At 39.3% G+C, this 17,309-nt stretch carries 16 protein-coding genes; 6 read left to right on the top strand and 10 right to left on the bottom strand.

Going from position 1 to position 17,309, the window contains the following annotated elements; all coding sequences use genetic code 11:
* Positions 1 to 4 precede the first annotated feature (4 nt).
* Genes fabD through yceD form a run of 5 tightly spaced genes read right to left on the bottom strand, consistent with a single transcriptional unit; the run spans position 5 to position 3,714 of the window.
* Complete coding sequence (fabD, locus tag OLW01_RS04215) at positions 5 to 940, bottom strand: ACP S-malonyltransferase (protein WP_268075480.1); 936 nt, start codon at positions 938 to 940, stop codon at positions 5 to 7.
* Positions 941 to 998: 58 nt separating this feature from the next.
* Entirely contained in the window at positions 999 to 1,958 is a 960-nt protein-coding gene (locus OLW01_RS04210; protein WP_268075479.1) for a beta-ketoacyl-ACP synthase III, read from the bottom strand.
* A gap of 6 nt (positions 1,959 to 1,964) precedes the next feature.
* A complete protein-coding gene (gene plsX, locus OLW01_RS04205) occupies positions 1,965 to 2,987 on the bottom strand; it encodes a phosphate acyltransferase PlsX (RefSeq protein WP_268075478.1) in 1,023 nt (340 codons plus the stop codon).
* Positions 2,988 to 2,998: 11 nt separating this feature from the next.
* Positions 2,999 to 3,169, bottom strand: a complete 171-nt coding sequence (rpmF, locus tag OLW01_RS04200; protein WP_268075477.1) for a 50S ribosomal protein L32 — start codon at positions 3,167 to 3,169, stop codon at positions 2,999 to 3,001.
* A gap of 14 nt (positions 3,170 to 3,183) precedes the next feature.
* Complete coding sequence (gene yceD / locus OLW01_RS04195) at positions 3,184 to 3,714, bottom strand: 23S rRNA accumulation protein YceD (RefSeq protein ID WP_268075476.1); 531 nt, start codon at positions 3,712 to 3,714, stop codon at positions 3,184 to 3,186.
* A 106-nt stretch (positions 3,715 to 3,820) separates the two neighbouring features.
* Between yceD and OLW01_RS04190 the strand changes: the two genes are divergently transcribed.
* Positions 3,821 to 4,411, top strand: coding sequence for a Maf family protein (locus OLW01_RS04190; RefSeq protein WP_268075475.1), 591 nt, complete (start codon positions 3,821 to 3,823; stop codon positions 4,409 to 4,411).
* Positions 4,412 to 4,472: 61 nt separating this feature from the next.
* Here OLW01_RS04190 and OLW01_RS04185 read toward each other — a convergent pair whose 3' ends face one another.
* Positions 4,473 to 5,123: an HAD family hydrolase gene (locus OLW01_RS04185; RefSeq protein WP_268075474.1), complete on the bottom strand. Its 651-nt coding sequence runs from the start codon at positions 5,121 to 5,123 to the stop codon at positions 4,473 to 4,475.
* Positions 5,123 to 6,094 (bottom strand): 23S rRNA pseudouridine(955/2504/2580) synthase RluC, encoded by a 972-nt coding sequence (rluC, locus tag OLW01_RS04180; RefSeq protein WP_268075473.1) that lies wholly within the window; start codon positions 6,092 to 6,094, stop codon positions 5,123 to 5,125. The genes OLW01_RS04185 and rluC overlap by 1 nt, the downstream gene beginning before the upstream one ends.
* Positions 6,095 to 6,704: 610 nt before the next feature.
* On the opposite strand from rluC, the gene rne reads away from it, so the two are divergent.
* Complete coding sequence (gene rne, locus OLW01_RS04175) at positions 6,705 to 9,887, top strand: ribonuclease E (protein WP_268075472.1); 3,183 nt, start codon at positions 6,705 to 6,707, stop codon at positions 9,885 to 9,887.
* Between the two features lie 136 nt (positions 9,888 to 10,023).
* Here the strand turns inward: rne and OLW01_RS04170 are convergent, their stop codons facing one another.
* Genes OLW01_RS04170 through OLW01_RS04160 form a run of 3 tightly spaced genes read right to left on the bottom strand, consistent with a single transcriptional unit; the run spans position 10,024 to position 12,375 of the window.
* Positions 10,024 to 10,860: a segregation and condensation protein A gene (locus OLW01_RS04170; RefSeq protein WP_268075471.1), complete on the bottom strand. Its 837-nt coding sequence runs from the start codon at positions 10,858 to 10,860 to the stop codon at positions 10,024 to 10,026.
* A 20-nt stretch (positions 10,861 to 10,880) separates the two neighbouring features.
* The gene (locus tag OLW01_RS04165; RefSeq protein ID WP_268075470.1) at positions 10,881 to 11,501 is read right to left on the bottom strand and encodes an L-threonylcarbamoyladenylate synthase; all 621 of its coding nucleotides are present in this window, start codon (positions 11,499 to 11,501) and stop codon (positions 10,881 to 10,883) included.
* A gap of 37 nt (positions 11,502 to 11,538) precedes the next feature.
* Complete coding sequence (locus OLW01_RS04160) at positions 11,539 to 12,375, bottom strand: PHP domain-containing protein (protein WP_268075469.1); 837 nt, start codon at positions 12,373 to 12,375, stop codon at positions 11,539 to 11,541.
* A gap of 383 nt (positions 12,376 to 12,758) precedes the next feature.
* Between OLW01_RS04160 and OLW01_RS04155 the strand changes: the two genes are divergently transcribed.
* From OLW01_RS04155 to trpCF, 4 genes are read left to right on the top strand one after another with little or no spacing between them, the layout of a single operon-like run.
* The gene (locus OLW01_RS04155; RefSeq protein ID WP_268075468.1) at positions 12,759 to 14,315 is read left to right on the top strand and encodes an anthranilate synthase component 1; all 1,557 of its coding nucleotides are present in this window, start codon (positions 12,759 to 12,761) and stop codon (positions 14,313 to 14,315) included.
* Positions 14,315 to 14,917, top strand: a complete 603-nt coding sequence (locus OLW01_RS04150) for an aminodeoxychorismate/anthranilate synthase component II (RefSeq protein WP_487307248.1) — start codon at positions 14,315 to 14,317, stop codon at positions 14,915 to 14,917. The genes OLW01_RS04155 and OLW01_RS04150 overlap by 1 nt, the downstream gene beginning before the upstream one ends.
* A gap of 15 nt (positions 14,918 to 14,932) precedes the next feature.
* Entirely contained in the window at positions 14,933 to 15,940 is a 1,008-nt protein-coding gene (trpD, locus tag OLW01_RS04145) for an anthranilate phosphoribosyltransferase (protein WP_268075466.1), read from the top strand.
* On the top strand, positions 15,933 to 17,297 hold the full coding sequence (gene trpCF / locus OLW01_RS04140; RefSeq protein WP_268075465.1) for a bifunctional indole-3-glycerol-phosphate synthase TrpC/phosphoribosylanthranilate isomerase TrpF: 1,365 nt from the start codon (positions 15,933 to 15,935) through the stop codon (positions 17,295 to 17,297). The genes trpD and trpCF overlap by 8 nt, the downstream gene beginning before the upstream one ends.
* Positions 17,298 to 17,309 lie beyond the last annotated feature (12 nt).

Here is a 17,309-nt window from a genome sequence, read left to right as displayed (position 1 = left end):
AAACTTACCCGTTAATAAATGATTCTAAAGATTTTTGATCATTAACAGACACAGCTGTTAATGTTTTTACAATACGCTTGGTTAAACCGTTTAATACTTTACCTGGACCCACTTCAACTAATTGAGTCACACCCTGAGCTGATAAGTATTGAACTGTTTCTGTCCAGCGAACCGGACAATATAATTGACGTACAAGAGCTTGTTGAATTGCGGTAGCGTCAGTTTCAATTTTAACATCCACATTATTAACAACCGGCGTACTCGCTGCTGAAAATTGAATATTTTCCATCGCACTCGCCAACTCTTGTGCAGCTGGTTTCATTAATTCACAATGTGAAGGCACACTAACAGGTAAAGGCAGCGCTCGTTTAGCACCAGCCTCTTTACATAACGCCGATGCAGCTTCTACCGCTTCTTTGTGCCCGGCAATAACCACTTGCCCTGGTGAATTAAAGTTTACCGCTGCAACAATTTTATCTTGGCTAGCTTGCTGACAAACTTGAATAACAGCAGCATCATCTAATCCGATAATTGCAGCCATAGCGCCCACACCTTGAGGAACAGCTTGCTGCATTGCTTTACCACGTAATTCAACTAATTTAATGGCATCTTCAAATGAAATAACGCCTGCTGATGTTAACGCTGAATATTCACCTAAACTGTGACCTGCCATCAATGCAGGCGCTGGTGCACCTTGCTCAGTCAATAAACGATAAATAGCCGTACTAGCAGCTAATAGTGCAGGTTGAGTAATTTCTGTTTTACTTAACTCTTCAACTGGGCCTTGTAAAACAAGGTTACTTAATTCGTAACCTAAAGCATCAGAGGCTTGTTCAAATGTTTGTCTCACAATTTCATGGCTTTCATACAAGTCAGCCAACATACCAACCGCTTGGGAACCTTGCCCAGGGAAAACAAACGCAATTTTTTGATCAGACATGAATTATTCTCATTCTTTTTATTAAAAATATGATTATCGAAATTTAATTAAAACCTTATTAATATTTAATTAAGGTTGAAGCCCAAGTGAAACCACCACCAAATGCTTCTAATAAAATAGTTTGACCACGTTGAATACGGCCATCTCGTATCGCTTCATCTAACGCTGTGGCGACTGATGCCGCAGACGTATTACCGTGTTTATCAAGTGTTATCACAACACGATCCATTGTCATGTTTAATTTTTTAGCTGTTGCTTTAATAATGCGATAATTAGCTTGGTGTGGTACTAGCCAATCAATTTCAGATTTTTCTAAATTATTGGCTTTTAAGGTTTCTTCAACAATTTCACTTAATTTGGTTACGGCAACTTTAAATACTTCGTTACCTTTCATGTAACCGTATGCTTCGTGAACACTTGCCTCTATACCCCTTGTTGGTAAATCGGCGCCTAGTAAATCAGCAAATCGACCATCAGCATGAATATGAGTTGACATAATCCCTGCATCTTCACTAGCCTCTAAAATACAAGCACCTGCCGCATCACCAAATAAAACAATCATCGTTCGGTCTTTAGGGTCAAGCAAACGTGTTAACGCATCAGTGCCTACCACCAAAACTCGTTTTGCTGTACCAGCTTTAATATACTGATCAGCAACACTTAAGCCATAGCAAAAACCAGCACAAGCAGCACCCACATCAAACGCTGGCACACCAGGTAAACCTAATAAGTTTTGAATTTCGCAAGCAGCACTAGGTAATGCTTTTTCCCAGCTTGTGGTAGCAGAAATAATCAAATCGATGTCACTAGCTTGTAAATTAGCCGCTTCAAGTGCTTTTAACGCAGCTTGATGACCCATAGTTGCTACATTTTCATCAGGTCCGGCGATTCGGCGTTCACAAATACCTGTTCGCTCAACAATCCAATCATGGCTGGTTTCAACCATTTTTTCTAAATCTGCATTGGTTCTAACTTGCTCAGGAAAATAGCTCCCTGTGCCGATAATTTTTGAATACATACTTATCTAAGACCTGTCTGTTAACGCCGTTTCTATTCTGTTACCTATTTTTTGAGGTACTTGGTGGCGAATTTCATTAATTGCTTCTTCAATCGCATATTGAAATGCATCTTTAGAAGCATTACCGTGACTTTTTATAACAATACCGCGTAATCCTAACAGACTTGCGCCGTTATACTGGTCAGGGTTCATTTGTCGATAAAGCTTTTTTAGCATAGGTAAGGCAATTGCTGCAAATATTCTGCTCATCAAACTGTCATTTGCGACATTTTTTATTGAATTAATAACCGTTTTTGCTAATCCTTCGCAAGCTTTCATTGCAATATTACCAACTAAACCATCACAAACCACAACATCCACTTTATCTGTAAAAATATCATTCCCTTCAACATAACCAATATAGTTAATTGATTTGTCTTCTTTCAATAGCTTAGCCGCTTTTTTGATCGTCTCGCTACCTTTAATTTCTTCTTCGCCTACGTTAAGCAAACCAACTTTAGGATTTTTACATTCGCTTTTTTCGGTCAACACACTACCCATCAATGCAAATTGATGCAAAATATGTTCATCGCAAACCACGTTCGCACCCAAATCTAATACGTAAGTTTTGTGCCCCTCCGCATTGGGAATAGCGGTAACTAAGGCTGGACGTTTAATACCAGGTAGCATTTTTAAAACCCGATAAGCCATAGTTAATAGTGCGCCAGTATTTCCGGCACTCACACATGCTTGCGCTTTCTCGTCTTTAACTAAGTTAAGCATAACGCGCATTGATGATGCAGGCTTATTACGAAGCGCAACAGATGGTTTTTCACCCATAGCAACTACTTGCGAGCAATGTACAATATTTATTCGTTGGGAAAGACTAGGTGGAATATCAGATAATAAAGGCTGTATTTGGTATTTATCACCACATACAAGCAGATGTAACTGGGGGTTTTCGGCTAGCACACTAAGCGCAGCAGGAATGGTAACGGGAGGCCCATAATCGCCTCCCATAGCATCTAACGCTATCGTTAGATTCGTCAAAGCAAACTCTCTTATGCAGAAACTACTTTTTTGCCTTTGTAGTAGCCATCAGCAGTAACGTGGTGACGAAGATGAGTTTCACCAGAAGTACTATCGATTGACAAGCTAGCAGCAGTTAGCGAATCGTGAGAGCGACGCATGTCACGCTTAGAACGAGATTTTTTGCTCTTTTGAACAGCCATTTCTTATCTCCTGTTTATTTGGGATTCTTTAAACTTTTAAGTACATCAAACGGGTTCGCTGGCTTTTTGTAGGCAGCTTCATCAAGCTCCCCCCAACTCATGTCTTGCTCCTGAATTGCGCACTCATCAACTGGATGTTTCGGAACAAGCGGCATAGATAATATTAACTCATCTTCAATTAAAGTTAATAAATTTAATAAACCATATTCGTTTACATCAACAAGAGTATAGTCAGATGGGATTAAATCTTCATCTGTTCTACTCAGTTTAGGAGTAAAGGTTGAAGATACACTCAAATTTTGAGTTAATCTACCACCACAACGCTCACAAGAAACATCAACAACCGTTTTAGCATTGATGAGCATGATTGGTAAGCCTTGCTCATCATAGGTACATTTAAGATCAGTATCGACTTGTCCAGAATCAGACAATACGATTTCGTGTAAACGAGTTAAATCTTTCAGTTGATATATACCTACAAAGTCGGAACGCTTTTGCGCACTTTTTACAGGATCTAATTCAACTGGCATTTTTACCTTTTGCATAGGGCGCGAATACTAGCGATCTGCTATTGCTTAGTCAAATAAAAATCAGAGAAAATAGCGTATCATGGTAAAAAAATATTTTCTAACCACAAAATAGGGTCAAATTATGCCAACTCAGAGTCAAATTGTCTTAGCTTCTACCTCTGCATTTCGAAAAGCACTGTTAGAAAAGTTAGGAGTAGACTTTATTACATGCAAGCCAAAAACAGATGAAACCCCATTAGAAAATGAGCAACCTCAACAACTGGTTGCTCGTTTAGCTCAATTAAAAGCACAAGCTGGAGCAAAACTGCATCCTAATAGTTTTATTATCGGTTCAGATCAAGTCGCGGTCGTCAAAGGCGTGGTGCTAGGTAAACCCGGCACAACAGATAAAGCATTGCAACAACTGGCAATGTTAAGTGGGCAAGCGGTAACTTTTTATACCGGGTTAACACTTATTTCACCTGATCAACAACTAAAAACAATAGTTGAACCTTTTGTGGTTCATTTTCGCTCGTTAACCCAAGATGAAATAAAAGCTTATGTTCAAAAAGAGCAACCGTTAAACTGTGCTGGTAGCTTTAAAAGCGAAGCGCTGGGTATTTGCTTATTTGAGAAGCTCGAAGGACGAGATCCAAATACTCTAATTGGTTTACCATTGATTGCGTTAAACGAAATGTTAATTGAATTTGGATTAAATCCATTATTAGTTTAAATCTAAAGTGAGTAAAGCAGCATCTACATGCGCCTTTACTCACAAATTAAACCCAATCGATTTAGAGCTTAAACAAAGTTAATAAGGCTGTTAACTGGTCGATAATGGCAATCGGCTGATAGGTTTTTAGTTCATCGGCCGTATTTGCGCCCATAGTAACGCCAATCGAACGCATGTTGGCGTTTTGAGCCATTTTAAGATCATGTACACTGTCACCAATTAAAATAGCTTGGTTCATCTCTATTTGATTCCGTTTTGCCAACGTCACCAGCATATCTGGCGCAGGCTTAGATACACTTTCATCTGCACAAATAGAATCATCAAAATAGTGAGTTAATTGAGACGACCCTAACACCCGATCTAATCCAGCGCGTGCTTTACCTGTTGCGACCGCTAATTTAAATCCCGCATTTTTAAATTGACTTAAAACAAATTCAGTATCATCAAACAATGGTGACGGGGTGAGATTTTTCTCAACATACTGTTGGCGATAAGCATCACACAACAATTGATAGTTTGTATGACTAATTCCTGGAAACAAGTTTTCAATTGCAATCGGCAAGCTCATACCAATAATCGATTTAGCTTGAGCATCTGTCGGTACTGGCAAATTCACATCAACGGCGGCAGCCTGCATTGACGCAACAATGCGCGCAATTGAATTCATCAAAGTACCATCCCAATCAAAAATCAGCCATTTAACCTCATTCATTAACGTTTCCCTTTTACTTCGCTCGCTAATCTTTCAAGTGATTGCTGTAAAGCAGGTTCAAGCGGCGCTTCCATCGTAATTTTTTCTTCTCGTCTTGGATGCACAAAAGTCAATGAAGCCGCATGTAAAAATAAGCGATTAACCCCTGCTTTTTTCATCTTTTTGTCAAATTCTGAATCGCCATATCTGTCATCTAATGCAATCGGATGCCCACTTTCGGTAGCATGCACTCTAATTTGATGCGTACGCCCTGTTACCGGAAACGCTTCCACTAAAGTAGCTTGATTAAAACGCCTCAACACTTTAAACCTAGTTTGAGATGCCTTACCTCGTTGTTGATCAACTTTAACATTGCGACCATTTGCAGCGGTTTCATTTTTAAATAACGGCAACTCTACTCGTCTAAGTTTGGCTGGCCACTCACCACTGACTAACGCCCAGTAACGCTTATCCACCACTTTTGTCCGCAATTGCTCATGTAAATTTCTCAAAGCTGAACGTTTTTTTGCAATCATCAGGCAACCAGAGGTGTCTTTATCCAATCTATGTACTAATTCTAACTGATGTACATTTGGTCGAATTTGACGCAAGGTTTCTATCACCCCAAAATTTAAACCTGAACCACCATGCACAGCAATACCCGAAGGTTTGTTAATCACGATCATCACTTCGTCTTCAAACAAAACAGAATCTTCAATGACTTTTTTTAAACGATCACCGGCAACAAAATCGGCTTCTTTTTTTTCATCAACCCGAATTGGCGGAATTCTTAATAAATCTCCTGATTTTAATTTGTATTCAGGTTTAACTCGCTTTTTATTTACTCTAACTTCGCCTTTACGAAGAATTCGATAAATTAAAGAGGTAGGCACACCTTTAAGTTCTCGTTTAAGCCAATTGTCTATTCTTTGACCAGAATTATCCTCATCTATGTCCAAAAAATAAACCGACCGGTGGTCATTTGTCTTCATATGCAATTATCTTCATATATTTAGTTAATTTAGATTGCCGCTATGGCAAGAGCTTTGCTATATTTTCACTGATGGTATTAATTAATACCAGAGTTTTTCAAAAACGTGTATGATAACACGCTATTTGGTGGTGACATTCTGACTGTGTAAGAGGTTAAGTTGCAGCATTATTTTGAGCTATTGATTTAAATTCAATAAGGCTCAATTTAAAAACGCATTTTTAAAACAATCGAAGTGTGTAATTGTTCGTTTTGTTTTAAAACAACTCCCCAACAGAGAATGCCAAGTTTATTGATAGAAACGCCATTACCCAATTTAAAAGTAGAGAACAGACTGACAATATAATAAACAGAGCCAATTGCTCGTTTATTAGTTTGACATAACAAAAATAAAGATAACACAACAACCCGCACAAAACGGTTGTTGATATTTTTTAAGGTGACCCTTCGCAGCGATAGCCAAAATCAGTAAAAACTGTTTTTGTGATCCCGCAAGATAAGTGAGTTGCCTGCACGTCAAACAAAAAAGAGACTCGCGAGAGTGACTTAGTTCAGATAACGGTATATTTCCAACTTGGATATGGCGTTTCATTTGTGGTGAAAAAAACAATATGAAACGTATGTTAATTAATGCAACTCAAGAAGAAGAGTTGCGTGTTGCCCTTGTAGATGGGCAACGTTTGTATGATCTGGATATCGAAAGCCATGGTCATGAGCAAAAAAAAGCAAATATTTATAAAGGTAAAATAACTCGAGTAGAACCTAGTTTAGAAGCTGCATTTGTCGATTATGGTGCAGAAAGACATGGTTTTTTACCATTAAAAGAAATAGCAAAAACTTATTTCCCTAAAGGGTACACCTTTTCTGGACGACCTAATATTAAAGATGTGGTTCAAGAAGGCCAAGAAGTTATTGTGCAAATTGATAAAGAAGAGCGCGGCCAAAAAGGCGCGGCCTTAACAACTTTTATCAGTTTAGCCGGCAGCTATTTAGTTTTAATGCCTAATAACCCAAGAGCTGGCGGTATTTCTCGTCGCATCGAAGGGGATGAACGTACTCAGTTAAAAGAAACCTTATCTAAACTTTCTTTACCCAATGGTATGGGCTTAATTGTTCGAACTGCCGGTGTTGGCAAAGCATTTGAAGAACTAGAATGGGATTTAAATGTTTTACTTAAACATTGGGAGTCGATTCAAACTGCAGCTAATAGCCGCCCTGCTCCATTTTTAATTCATCAAGAAAGTAACGTTATTGTCCGTGCGATTCGTGATTATCTTCGTCGTGATATTGGTGAAATCTTAATCGATCACCCTGACGTTTACGAAAACGCAAAAGCGCATATTTCGTTAGTGCGCCCTGATTTTGTAAGTCGAGTTAAACTTTATCAAGGCGAAGTGCCATTATTTACGCATTATCAAATTGAAAGCCAAATTGAATCTGCTTTCAAACGCGAAGTCAGATTACCATCCGGCGGCTCAATTGTTATTGACCCAACCGAAGCTTTAACGTCAATTGATATTAACTCTTCTAAAGCGACTAAAGGCGGCGATATTGAAGAAACCGCTTTTAACACTAATTTAGAAGCTGCTGATGAAATTGCTCGCCAACTTAGATTACGTGATTTAGGTGGTTTAGTTGTTATTGACTTTATCGATATGGGACCAGCTCGCAACCAACGTGAGGTTGAAAACCGTCTACGCGAAGCTGTACGCCCTGACAGAGCTCGAATTCAATTAGCCCGCATATCTCGATTTGGTTTGATGGAAATGTCTCGTCAGCGTTTGCGTCCGTCTTTAGGCGAAAGTTCAAATATGAGCTGCCCGCGCTGCCAAGGTACAGGTGTTGTCCGCTCAACTGAGTCGCTTGCTTTATCTATCTTACGTTTGTTAGAAGAAGAAGCGATTAAAGAAAATACAGTTCAAGTACAAGCTCAGGTCCCGGTTGAAGTGGCTACTTACTTACTGAATGAAAAACGCGGTGCAGTTCGTTTTATCGAGAAAGGACACGATGTTCGCATCGTTGTTGTACCAAACCCGCATATGGACACGCCTAACTACGAAGTGTCACGTGTCAAGGTAGATGATTCAGGTGATGAGTTAAGCTACAAGTTAATCTCAAAACCAGATGAAGATATGAGTATTCCCATCTCTCCATCAATCAAACCGCTCGATAAAAAAGAAGAACCTGCTTTAAAAGGCTTTGCTGCGCCTAGTACTCCAGCCCCCACGGTTGACGAAAAACCAGTTGCTGCAGTGACTAAACCTGTGCAAACAAGTCAAAAATCACCTAGCATCTTAAGTAGTTTATTTAATTGGGTTAAGTCTTTATTCGCGGATAATAGCGACAATAAAAAGCCAGCAGCTGAGCCTGAAAGCCAGCAGCCAGCTAATAAACAAAGGCAACCTAATCGTAATAAACCGCGAAATAATAAACGCAACAAACGTAGCCAAGGTAACCGCGATAATCGCTCTCGTGACAATGATTCAAATGAATTTAACGAGAATAAGCCACAAAAAGCGAATGCCAACAATAAAGGTAAACCAGCCAATCGCAAACCTAGAGCGGCGAAGCCTCAAGGTGAAGGTCAAGAAGATAAAGTAAAAGAGCGCAGAGCGCGTCGGCAGCAGCGTCGAAAAGTTCGTGTAGATAACAATTCGCAAGCTAATTCAACGAATAATTCGGCAAATAATACACAAGCTGAACGTAAGCAGTCGCAAGTTAATCAACAGCCAGTTCAACAAGCGACAACTGAGCAGAAAAAAGAAGTTCAAAAGCCTGAAGTCGCTCAAGTTCAGCCAGTTGAAAAGCCAGTCGATAATGCAACTTCAGAACACGTTAATCAGGTGCACGAAGTTACACAAGCCATTCAAACCTATGTGAGTGAACCTGAAAATACTGAAGCTGTAAATACTCAAGGTGTGGTTGAACAACTTAGTGAATACCCTAAAACAACTGAGCAGAGTCAGGACGATAGTGCGGCTAAAACCAACGATCCAAAAGCAAATCGTCAACGTCGTGGCACTAGACACCTTAGAGCCAATAGTCAGCGTCGCCGTCGTAATCAAAACGAGCAAAATTCAAACGGCCAAAAATATGATGCATACTATAAAAAACATGAGCAGCAAAACGAACTCGCGTTTGAAGTAATGCAGCACGCTGAAGTCACAGAAGATCCGGTTGAATGCCGTTATCCAGAGGTACAAACCAGTGAGACTGATGCGCAAAAGGCTTCACCTGAACAAACTGAAACGGCAGAAGTTAAACGCGATGACTCAACTGAAGTTCAGACTGAGACTAAAACTCAACCGTTAGAAAATACTGAGAACGTGAGTAATGAGCCAGAAGCCGAAACGGTTAATGAGCAACAGGAGCAAACATCAGAAGTAGTAACAATTGATGAGCCTATAATCGCTCAACCTGTTGAACCGGCAGAAACAACGCCAGCCCCAACAACTCAGACTCCCGAGAGTGAGCAAGTTCAGCATAAGTTACCATTAGAGGATTCAGAGCTTAATGCAGAACCAATCGCTGAACCTGAGCAAGTGGATGACAACATAGCCCCTGAGCAAAGTAAAATTGAAATAACAGAGCAAACCGCTGTAAAACATAGCTTATCTGGTTTTGCCAGTGCGCCTATGACGCAAACATTACCGGGTGAAATTGATATCAATCAAGCTTTACGTATTGAACCAGTACCTGCTGATTTAAGAGGTGTGGTACAAAAATCTGGTAAATATGGTGGTGCTGAAGCGGCAACGGCTAAAAGTAATGCCCCAGCCACAGATGCTAAATAAAGATAAGCGTTAGCTTATTTAATTGGCTTGGATTAAATAAAATTACAAGCCAACTTATTTTTGCTTACATAAAAGCCAATTATTGAAATGAACCCAATAATTGGCTTTTTTCAATATATAGCTTAATTTCTTTAAATTAAATATCCGAATAAGATGCGTTGGGGGTAGATGAACGGCGAATATGAATATCGCTATAAATTTGATTTTGAACTAGTAAGATTAAACTTTCTTTTACTAATTCCATAATGGCTAAAAAGGTAACAACAACACCAGACTTACCTTCTGATATATCAAAAAAATCGCCAAACGGCATATAATTATCAGTTTTTAACGCTTCCATAATTTTAGTCATTCTAGCTCGGGTTGACAAAACCTCTGGCGTAATATGATGATGTTGAAAGTTATCCACTCTTTTTAAAACAGCTGCAAAAGCCAATGCTATTTCTTTAATATCAACGTGAGGCTGAATTACGACAGGCTTACAGTTATTAGCGACATTAACTGGCGCATGAAAAAAATCTCTTTCGTCACGCGGCAAATTATCTAAAGATTCAGATGCACGTTTAAAGACTTCATATTCTTGTAGTTGTTTAATTAAAGCCGCTCGCGGATCGGCTTCCTCTTCTTCCTCTACTTTAAGCTTAGGCAATAAAATTCGAGATTTGATTTCAGCTAACATGGCCGCCATCACTAAGTACTCAGCCGCTAATTCTAAGTTTACGTCTTTCATCACTTCAACATATTCCATATATTGTTCCGTGATTTGACGAATAGGCAACTCGGCAATTTCAAACTTTTGCCGTTTAATCAAATACAAAAGTAAATCGAGCGGCCCTTCGAAAGATTCTAAAATAACCTCAAGTGCTTCGGGCGGAATAAACAAATCCTCGGGCTTTTCAATAACCGCTTCACCCCTAACATAGGCAAGCGGTAATTCTTGCTGTATTTCGATTTGTTCATTCGCTTGATTCATTTCATTAACTTATTAAATGGCTACTGAAATGGCGTCACATCGCCATTGCCTTCGCGTACAATTACAACTTCATCTTCTGACATATCAATCACACTGGTTGGCGTTTCAGACAAATTCCCCCCATGAATAATCAAATCTACTTGATGTTCAAGTACATCCCTTATCTCTTCAGGATCTGATTCGGCAAACATTTTTCCTGGCAAAATAAGCGTAGACGACATTATCGGTTCACCTAAGCAAGCCAGTAAGTCTAAAACTATTTTATTATCTGGGACACGTAAACCTATCGTTCGCTTTTTAGGGTTTTGTAATTTTTTGGGGGCTTCTTTAGTCGCTTTTAAAATAAAGGTGTAAGGCCCAGGTATACTATTTTTAAGCATTCTGAACGTTTGGTTTTCTACTCGAGCATAATTAGACAATTCAGATAACTCACTACATACCAAAGTAAAATCGTGATCGAGCTCTAACTGACGAATGCGACAAATACGTTCAAGCGCTGCTTTATTACCAATATGGCAACCGATTGCATAACCTGAATCTGTAGGATAAACCACAACACCGCCTTTTTTTATAATTTCACAGGCTTGATTAATTAAACGTTTTTGTGGATTGTCTGGATGCACATAAAAAAATTGACTCATATTTTGCTCCATTTATTGAGGTTTAACGTTTTGGTGATTATGCGATTACCCAATTTTGCCAAATCTTTTGGCAATCATCAGGCAAATTTAATGTTTTTCCCAATTCAGTATAAGGGGTTATACGATGAAAATCTGATCCTTGCGACACTTTTAACCCCGCTTCTTTAGCATAGTTAAGTAATTGCATGAGCTCATTTTTATTCTGCCTGGGTAAGGCCGCTTCAATTGCATCCGCGCCTAATGATTTGCACTCAGTAATGAGTTTTCGAACCCATTTATTCGTCATATCATAACGTGTTGGATGCGCTAATACGGCTTGACCACCGGCTTGGTGAATCCAGTGAATGGCTTCTTCAATACCCACCCATTGCGGTGCCACATAAGCTTTTGATCTGCGCGCTAAATATTTATCAAAAGCTTGTTGAATGTGGCTAACATGCCCCTCTCTTAAAAGGTATTTCGCGAAATGGACACGGCTGATACTTCGACCTTGAGCTATTGCTTTAACTGGCTCTAAGCAATTTTCAAACCCAATTTTTGCTAATTTCTCTGCAATTCTTTCTGCTCTATTTTCTCGCTTTAATAATTGCTCATCTAAATTTTTTAATAACTGATCATCGTCTGAATTAACATTTAAGCCGACAATATGAATTTCAAAACCATGCCAGCTTGTAGATATTTCAACCCCTTCCACCAGCTTTAATTTTAAATTGTGTTTCGCGATGGCTGATTTAGCCAATGGTATTGCCGCCACTGTATCATGATCAGTAATCGCCAGTACATCAATGCCTTTATTTTCAGCGCGTAGTACGAGTTCTTCAGGCGTTAATTCGCCATCCGAGCAGTTTGTATGACTATGTAAGTCAAATTTCATGGACACCATCAACCTAATAAAATAACAAAAACAGTTGACTTTAACACAAATATGCGTTTCATTAGAGCTATTATTTTATCCATTGAGAATTGAACATGAATTGTACAACTTTAACACACATTTGGTGGTGGCCTTCTTATCGATGCGGGTGAGTTGTATTTATTGGATAAACAAAATACAAAAAAGCCCGCATTTGCGGGCTTTTTTCTTTTCAGGATCAGGTACAATAGTGCTGATAGCGATGTTAGCAGAGAAATAATAAAAGAGAGAACACAGTGAGTTTATTGTTTAAAAATTTAGGTTGTTGGCGATGGCAAAATCAGACAAACAAAAAAACCATATCCTGTATTTATTAATTTTGCCCAGTTTAATTAGAGCCTAATATGAAAAAACAATTTACAACGACTCAGGTTTCAACCCTATATATCGCAGATCCTTTAGCTGTCTATTCATCACTTGCCAAAGATCACGTTCACAGTTTGTTACTCGAATCAGCTGAAATCGATAGCAAAGATAATTTAAAAAGTATTTTAGTATTAGATTCGTGCGTAAGGATAGAATGTAATGCACAGCAAGTTGATTTAGTTGCACTTAATCAAAATGGACAAGTGGTGCTAGATGAAATCAGCCATCATTTAAGCGATTATTTAATTGAGCGCACGGATAATCAAGTGTCTTTTAAATTTCCACTGCCGATAAAAGATTTAACTGAAGATGAGCGATTAAAAACGGCAAACCCATTTCAAGTACTACGCAGCATTTTACAACTTAATCACGTTTCAAAAAACGCGACAGATAAACCACAAGCACCTGTCTTTTTAGGTGGCGTATTTGGTTATGACTTAATTGGTGTCGTTGAAGATTTAACGCAGGTGGAAAAAGGTGAAAATACCTGTCCAGATTATGTGTTTTATTTAGCAGAAACTTTACTCATTAGCGATCATCAAAATCAATCTGCTGAGTTGATCCATTATAACTTTTCAACGGCCGAGCAACATCATGCCGACCAAGTATTAGCTGACTATAAACAGCAACTAAGTCAATTAACCTCTGACCAAACACCGTTAACAACTACCCAATTGTCACTAGACGATGTACGAGTTGATGTGAGTGACCAAGACTTTTGCGAATCTGTTGAGTCGTTAAAATCGCATATTAAGGTGGGGAATATTTTTCAGGTTGTGCCTTCTCGAACCTTTAGCTTACCCTGCCCTGATTCGGTAGCGGCTTACCGAAAGCTCAAAAAACAAAATCCCAGCCCTTATATGTTCTATATGCGGGATCAAAATTTTGAACTATTTGGTGCATCGCCAGAATCGGCCGTTAAATACACACAATCTAGTAACGAAGTAGAAATTTATCCGATTGCAGGCACTAGACGTCGTGGCTTTAATGACGATGGAAGTATTAATTTGGATTTAGATGCCCGAATAGAACAAGAATTGCGTAGCGATAAAAAAGAACTAGCAGAACACATGATGCTAGTTGATTTAGCCAGAAACGATGTGGCTCGAGTATCAGAACCCGGTACTCGTTATGTTTGCGATTTACAAAAAGTTGACCGCTATTCTTTTGTTATGCATTTGGTATCACGTGTGAAAGGCCAATTACGAGCGGATTTAGATGCCCTGCATGCTTATCAAGCTTGTTTAAATATGGGCACATTAGTAGGCGCCCCTAAAGTTAAAGCTGCTGACTTAATCCGTCAAACCGAACAAAAGCGACGTGGCAGTTACGGTGGTGCGGTAGGATATTTAACCAGTGATGGCGATATGGATACTTGCATTGTTATTCGCTCCGCGTTTGTAGCTAATGGTACTGCCCATGTGCAAGCGGGTGCAGGTGTTGTATTTGATTCGGTTGCTCAATCAGAAGCGGATGAAACTCGCAGCAAAGCACAGGCTGTATTAAATGCCATAATCTCATCTCAGGAGGCCTAATCATGTCTGCCAGCAAAGCAACCGTATTTTTACTCGACAATTTTGATTCATTTACCTACAACCTAGTTGATGAGCTAAAGTCTATTGGTTTTGAACTAGTGGTTTACCGCAACAATGTGTCCGCTAAGCTTATTTTTGAAAAAATGCAGACCTGCGATACACCTGTCGTGTTAATGTTATCGCCAGGTCCAGGCAACCCTCAGCAAGCGGGGTGCATGCTAGAATTAATCAAAATGACAATTGGGCATTTTCCAATTATTGGAATTTGCTTAGGTCATCAAGCCATTGTAGAAGCCTATGGTGGTACAGTGGGCGGATCAGGTGAGATTGTACATGGTAAAGCGTCTCCAATTGACCATAATCAACACGCCGTATTCGATGGTTTAGCTAATCCGCTATTTGTTGCTCGGTACCATTCATTAATGGCCACTCAAGTACCTGATTGCCTTGATATAATTGCAAAAGTAAATGACATTCCAATGGGCGTAATGAACCAAAAAGACAAAGTTTTAGGCTATCAATTTCATCCTGAGAGCATACTCACAACATTTGGCTCAAAATTATTACGCCAGAGTTTAACCTTTTTAACTGAATCAAAATAATAATAAGGACAGCTGATGTTAGATTTTATCAATAATACATTTAACGGCCAAGATTCAAGCAAATCGCAAAGCTTGGCGTTTTTTAACCAAGTTGTACAAGGTCGGGTTGACCCTTTATTGTTATCTGCGATGTTAGCGGGATTAAAAGTAAAAGGTGAAAAACCACAAGAAATAGCGGGTGCAGCACAGGCAATGCGTGACAATGCACTTGATTTTGAACGACCAAATTATTTAATTGCCGATAGTTGCGGCACTGGTGGCGATGGCGCAGATACCATTAATATTTCAACGACGGCAGCTATTGTAGCAGCAGCTTGCGGTTTAAAAATGACAAAACATGGTAATCGAAGTGTATCGAGCAAATCAGGCTCATCAGATTTACTAGAAGGACTAGGTATAAATTTAACACCTAGCCCTAAACAAGCCAGAGCATGTTTAGACAAAGCCGGTATTTGCTTCTTTTTTGCGCCTCAATACCACGCGGGCGTAAAGCACGCAATGCCCGTAAGACAAGCCCTAAAAACCCGTACTATTTTTAATATTTTAGGGCCGCTTGCTAATCCGGCCTCACCAGATATTCAGTTACTAGGAGTCTATACACCTGAGTTATTATTGCCAGTTGCACAAACCTTACAACAACTCAATGCCAAACGCGCTATGGTTGTTCATGGCTCTGGTCTAGATGAAATTGCGATCCATGGTGAAACTCAAGTTTGCGAATTAATTAATGGCGATATTAAAGAATATGTTTTAAGCCCCGCAGACTTTGGCGTTGAACAAGCGCAATTGGTTGATATTAAAGGCGGCACGCCAGATGAAAATAAAAATATTTGCCTAGACATGTTATCAGGCAAAGGCAAACAGGCACATTTAAATGCGGTAGCTATAAATGTATCTGCTTTACTAGTCATGGCAAATTTAGCCACTGATTTTAAACAAGGTGCTCAACAAGCACTTGATGCCATGGCTTCAGGTAAAGCCTTGGCAACTTTAAAACTATTCGCGGAACATTCAAATGGCTAACGTATTAGAAAAAATTTGTGCAGACAAAAGAGTTGAAGTCGCTCAACAAAAAATTGATTTTCCCTTAGCAGGTTTCAAAGACAAATTAACTGTGTCGGATCGCAGCTTGTATGATGCTATTAACAAAGCCAATGTCGGTTTTATATTAGAATGCAAAAAGGCCAGCCCGTCAAAAGGGCTCATCCGCGCGGAATTTAATTTAGATGAAATTATTGATGCCTACCTGCCTTATGCATCGGGTATCTCTGTTTTAACCGATAAAAAATATTTTCAGGGCGATCACCAATACCTTGAGTATGTTCGCGGTAAAGTGCATCAACCCTGTATATGCAAAGATTTTTTTGTTGACCCCTATCAAGTTTATTTAGCTCGTTATTATAATGCCGATGCTATTTTATTAATGTTATCTGTATTAAATGACGATGAATATAAAACCCTAGCAACATTAGCTAATGAATATCAACTAGATATTCTTACCGAGGTTTCAAATCAATCTGAGTTAGAAAGAGCCATTGCCTTGGATGCAAAAATTATTGGTATTAATAACCGCAATCTCCGCGATCTTTCTACCAATTTGCAAACGACGCGCGATTTAGCTCCACAAATACCTAAAGATAGATTGGTCATTTCTGAATCCGGTATTTACACCCATGATCATGTTTCAGAGTTACGCGAATATGCTAATGGCTTTTTAGTGGGTAGCTCCCTAATGGCTCAGAATAACTTGCCCCTAGCAGTGCAAAAACTGGTAATGGGTGAAAATAAAGTCTGCGGGCTGACCCGAGCACAAGATGCTCAAGCTGCAAAAGCCGCTGGTGCTGTTTATGGCGGGCTAATTTTTGCGGAAAAATCGCCTCGCTGTATCGATATAGCACAAGCCAAACAAATACAAAAAGGTGCAGATTTAGCCTATGTAGGTGTTTTTGTTAACGCTCCGGTTTTAACCATTGCCGACACAGCTAAAGCATTAAACTTAGATATCGTTCAGCTTCATGGAAACGAAGATCAAGCCTACATCAATAAATTAAAACCTAAGCTAGCTGAGCATGTTAAAATTTGGAAAGCACACAATCCAAGTAAAGCGGCTTTACCCAATCTAGTTGATATTGACCGTTGGTTACTTGATTCTAGCACTCAATCTGCTGCGGGCGGCACCGGACAAACCTTTGACTGGCAAAGTATAAAACAACAACAGCTAAAAATCCCATTTATGCTCGCTGGCGGTATTAGCCCAGACAATGCATTAGAAGCAGCACAACAAGGTGCTATTGGTCTTGACTTAAATTCAGGGGTTGAAAGCCAACCCGGCATTAAATCGGCAGAAAAATTAAACGCCGCATTTAGCGCACTTAAATAATATTGAGGAAAT

The sequence above is a fragment of the Catenovulum adriaticum genome (assembly GCF_026725475.1).
GTDB lineage: Bacteria > Pseudomonadota > Gammaproteobacteria > Enterobacterales > Alteromonadaceae > Catenovulum > Catenovulum adriaticum.
The sequence above is the reverse complement of the archived record's forward strand: the minus strand, read 5'-3'. Positions and strand labels throughout refer to the sequence as shown.

What these genes read in the sequence shown, in the direction of transcription:
- OLW01_RS04170 (WP_268075471.1), bottom strand. Translation starts at nt 10,860, where the DNA reads ATGAATCAAGCGAATGAACAAATCGAAATACAGCAAGAATTACCGCTT.
- OLW01_RS04160 (WP_268075469.1), bottom strand. Translation starts at nt 12,375, where the DNA reads ATGAAATTTGACTTACATAGTCATACAAACTGCTCGGATGGCGAATTA.
- rne (WP_268075472.1), top strand. Translation starts at nt 6,705, where the DNA reads ATGAAACGTATGTTAATTAATGCAACTCAAGAAGAAGAGTTGCGTGTT.
- fabD (WP_268075480.1), bottom strand. Translation starts at nt 940, where the DNA reads ATGTCTGATCAAAAAATTGCGTTTGTTTTCCCTGGGCAAGGTTCCCAA.
- rpmF (WP_268075477.1), bottom strand. Translation starts at nt 3,169, where the DNA reads ATGGCTGTTCAAAAGAGCAAAAAATCTCGTTCTAAGCGTGACATGCGT.
- OLW01_RS04210 (WP_268075479.1), bottom strand. Translation starts at nt 1,958, where the DNA reads ATGTATTCAAAAATTATCGGCACAGGGAGCTATTTTCCTGAGCAAGTT.
- OLW01_RS04190 (WP_268075475.1), top strand. Translation starts at nt 3,821, where the DNA reads ATGCCAACTCAGAGTCAAATTGTCTTAGCTTCTACCTCTGCATTTCGA.
- OLW01_RS04155 (WP_268075468.1), top strand. Translation starts at nt 12,759, where the DNA reads ATGAAAAAACAATTTACAACGACTCAGGTTTCAACCCTATATATCGCA.
- OLW01_RS04185 (WP_268075474.1), bottom strand. Translation starts at nt 5,123, where the DNA reads ATGAATGAGGTTAAATGGCTGATTTTTGATTGGGATGGTACTTTGATG.
- yceD (WP_268075476.1), bottom strand. Translation starts at nt 3,714, where the DNA reads ATGCAAAAGGTAAAAATGCCAGTTGAATTAGATCCTGTAAAAAGTGCG.
- OLW01_RS04165 (WP_268075470.1), bottom strand. Translation starts at nt 11,501, where the DNA reads ATGAGTCAATTTTTTTATGTGCATCCAGACAATCCACAAAAACGTTTA.
- rluC (WP_268075473.1), bottom strand. Translation starts at nt 6,094, where the DNA reads ATGAAGACAAATGACCACCGGTCGGTTTATTTTTTGGACATAGATGAG.
- trpCF (WP_268075465.1), top strand. Translation starts at nt 15,933, where the DNA reads ATGGCTAACGTATTAGAAAAAATTTGTGCAGACAAAAGAGTTGAAGTC.
- trpD (WP_268075466.1), top strand. Translation starts at nt 14,933, where the DNA reads ATGTTAGATTTTATCAATAATACATTTAACGGCCAAGATTCAAGCAAA.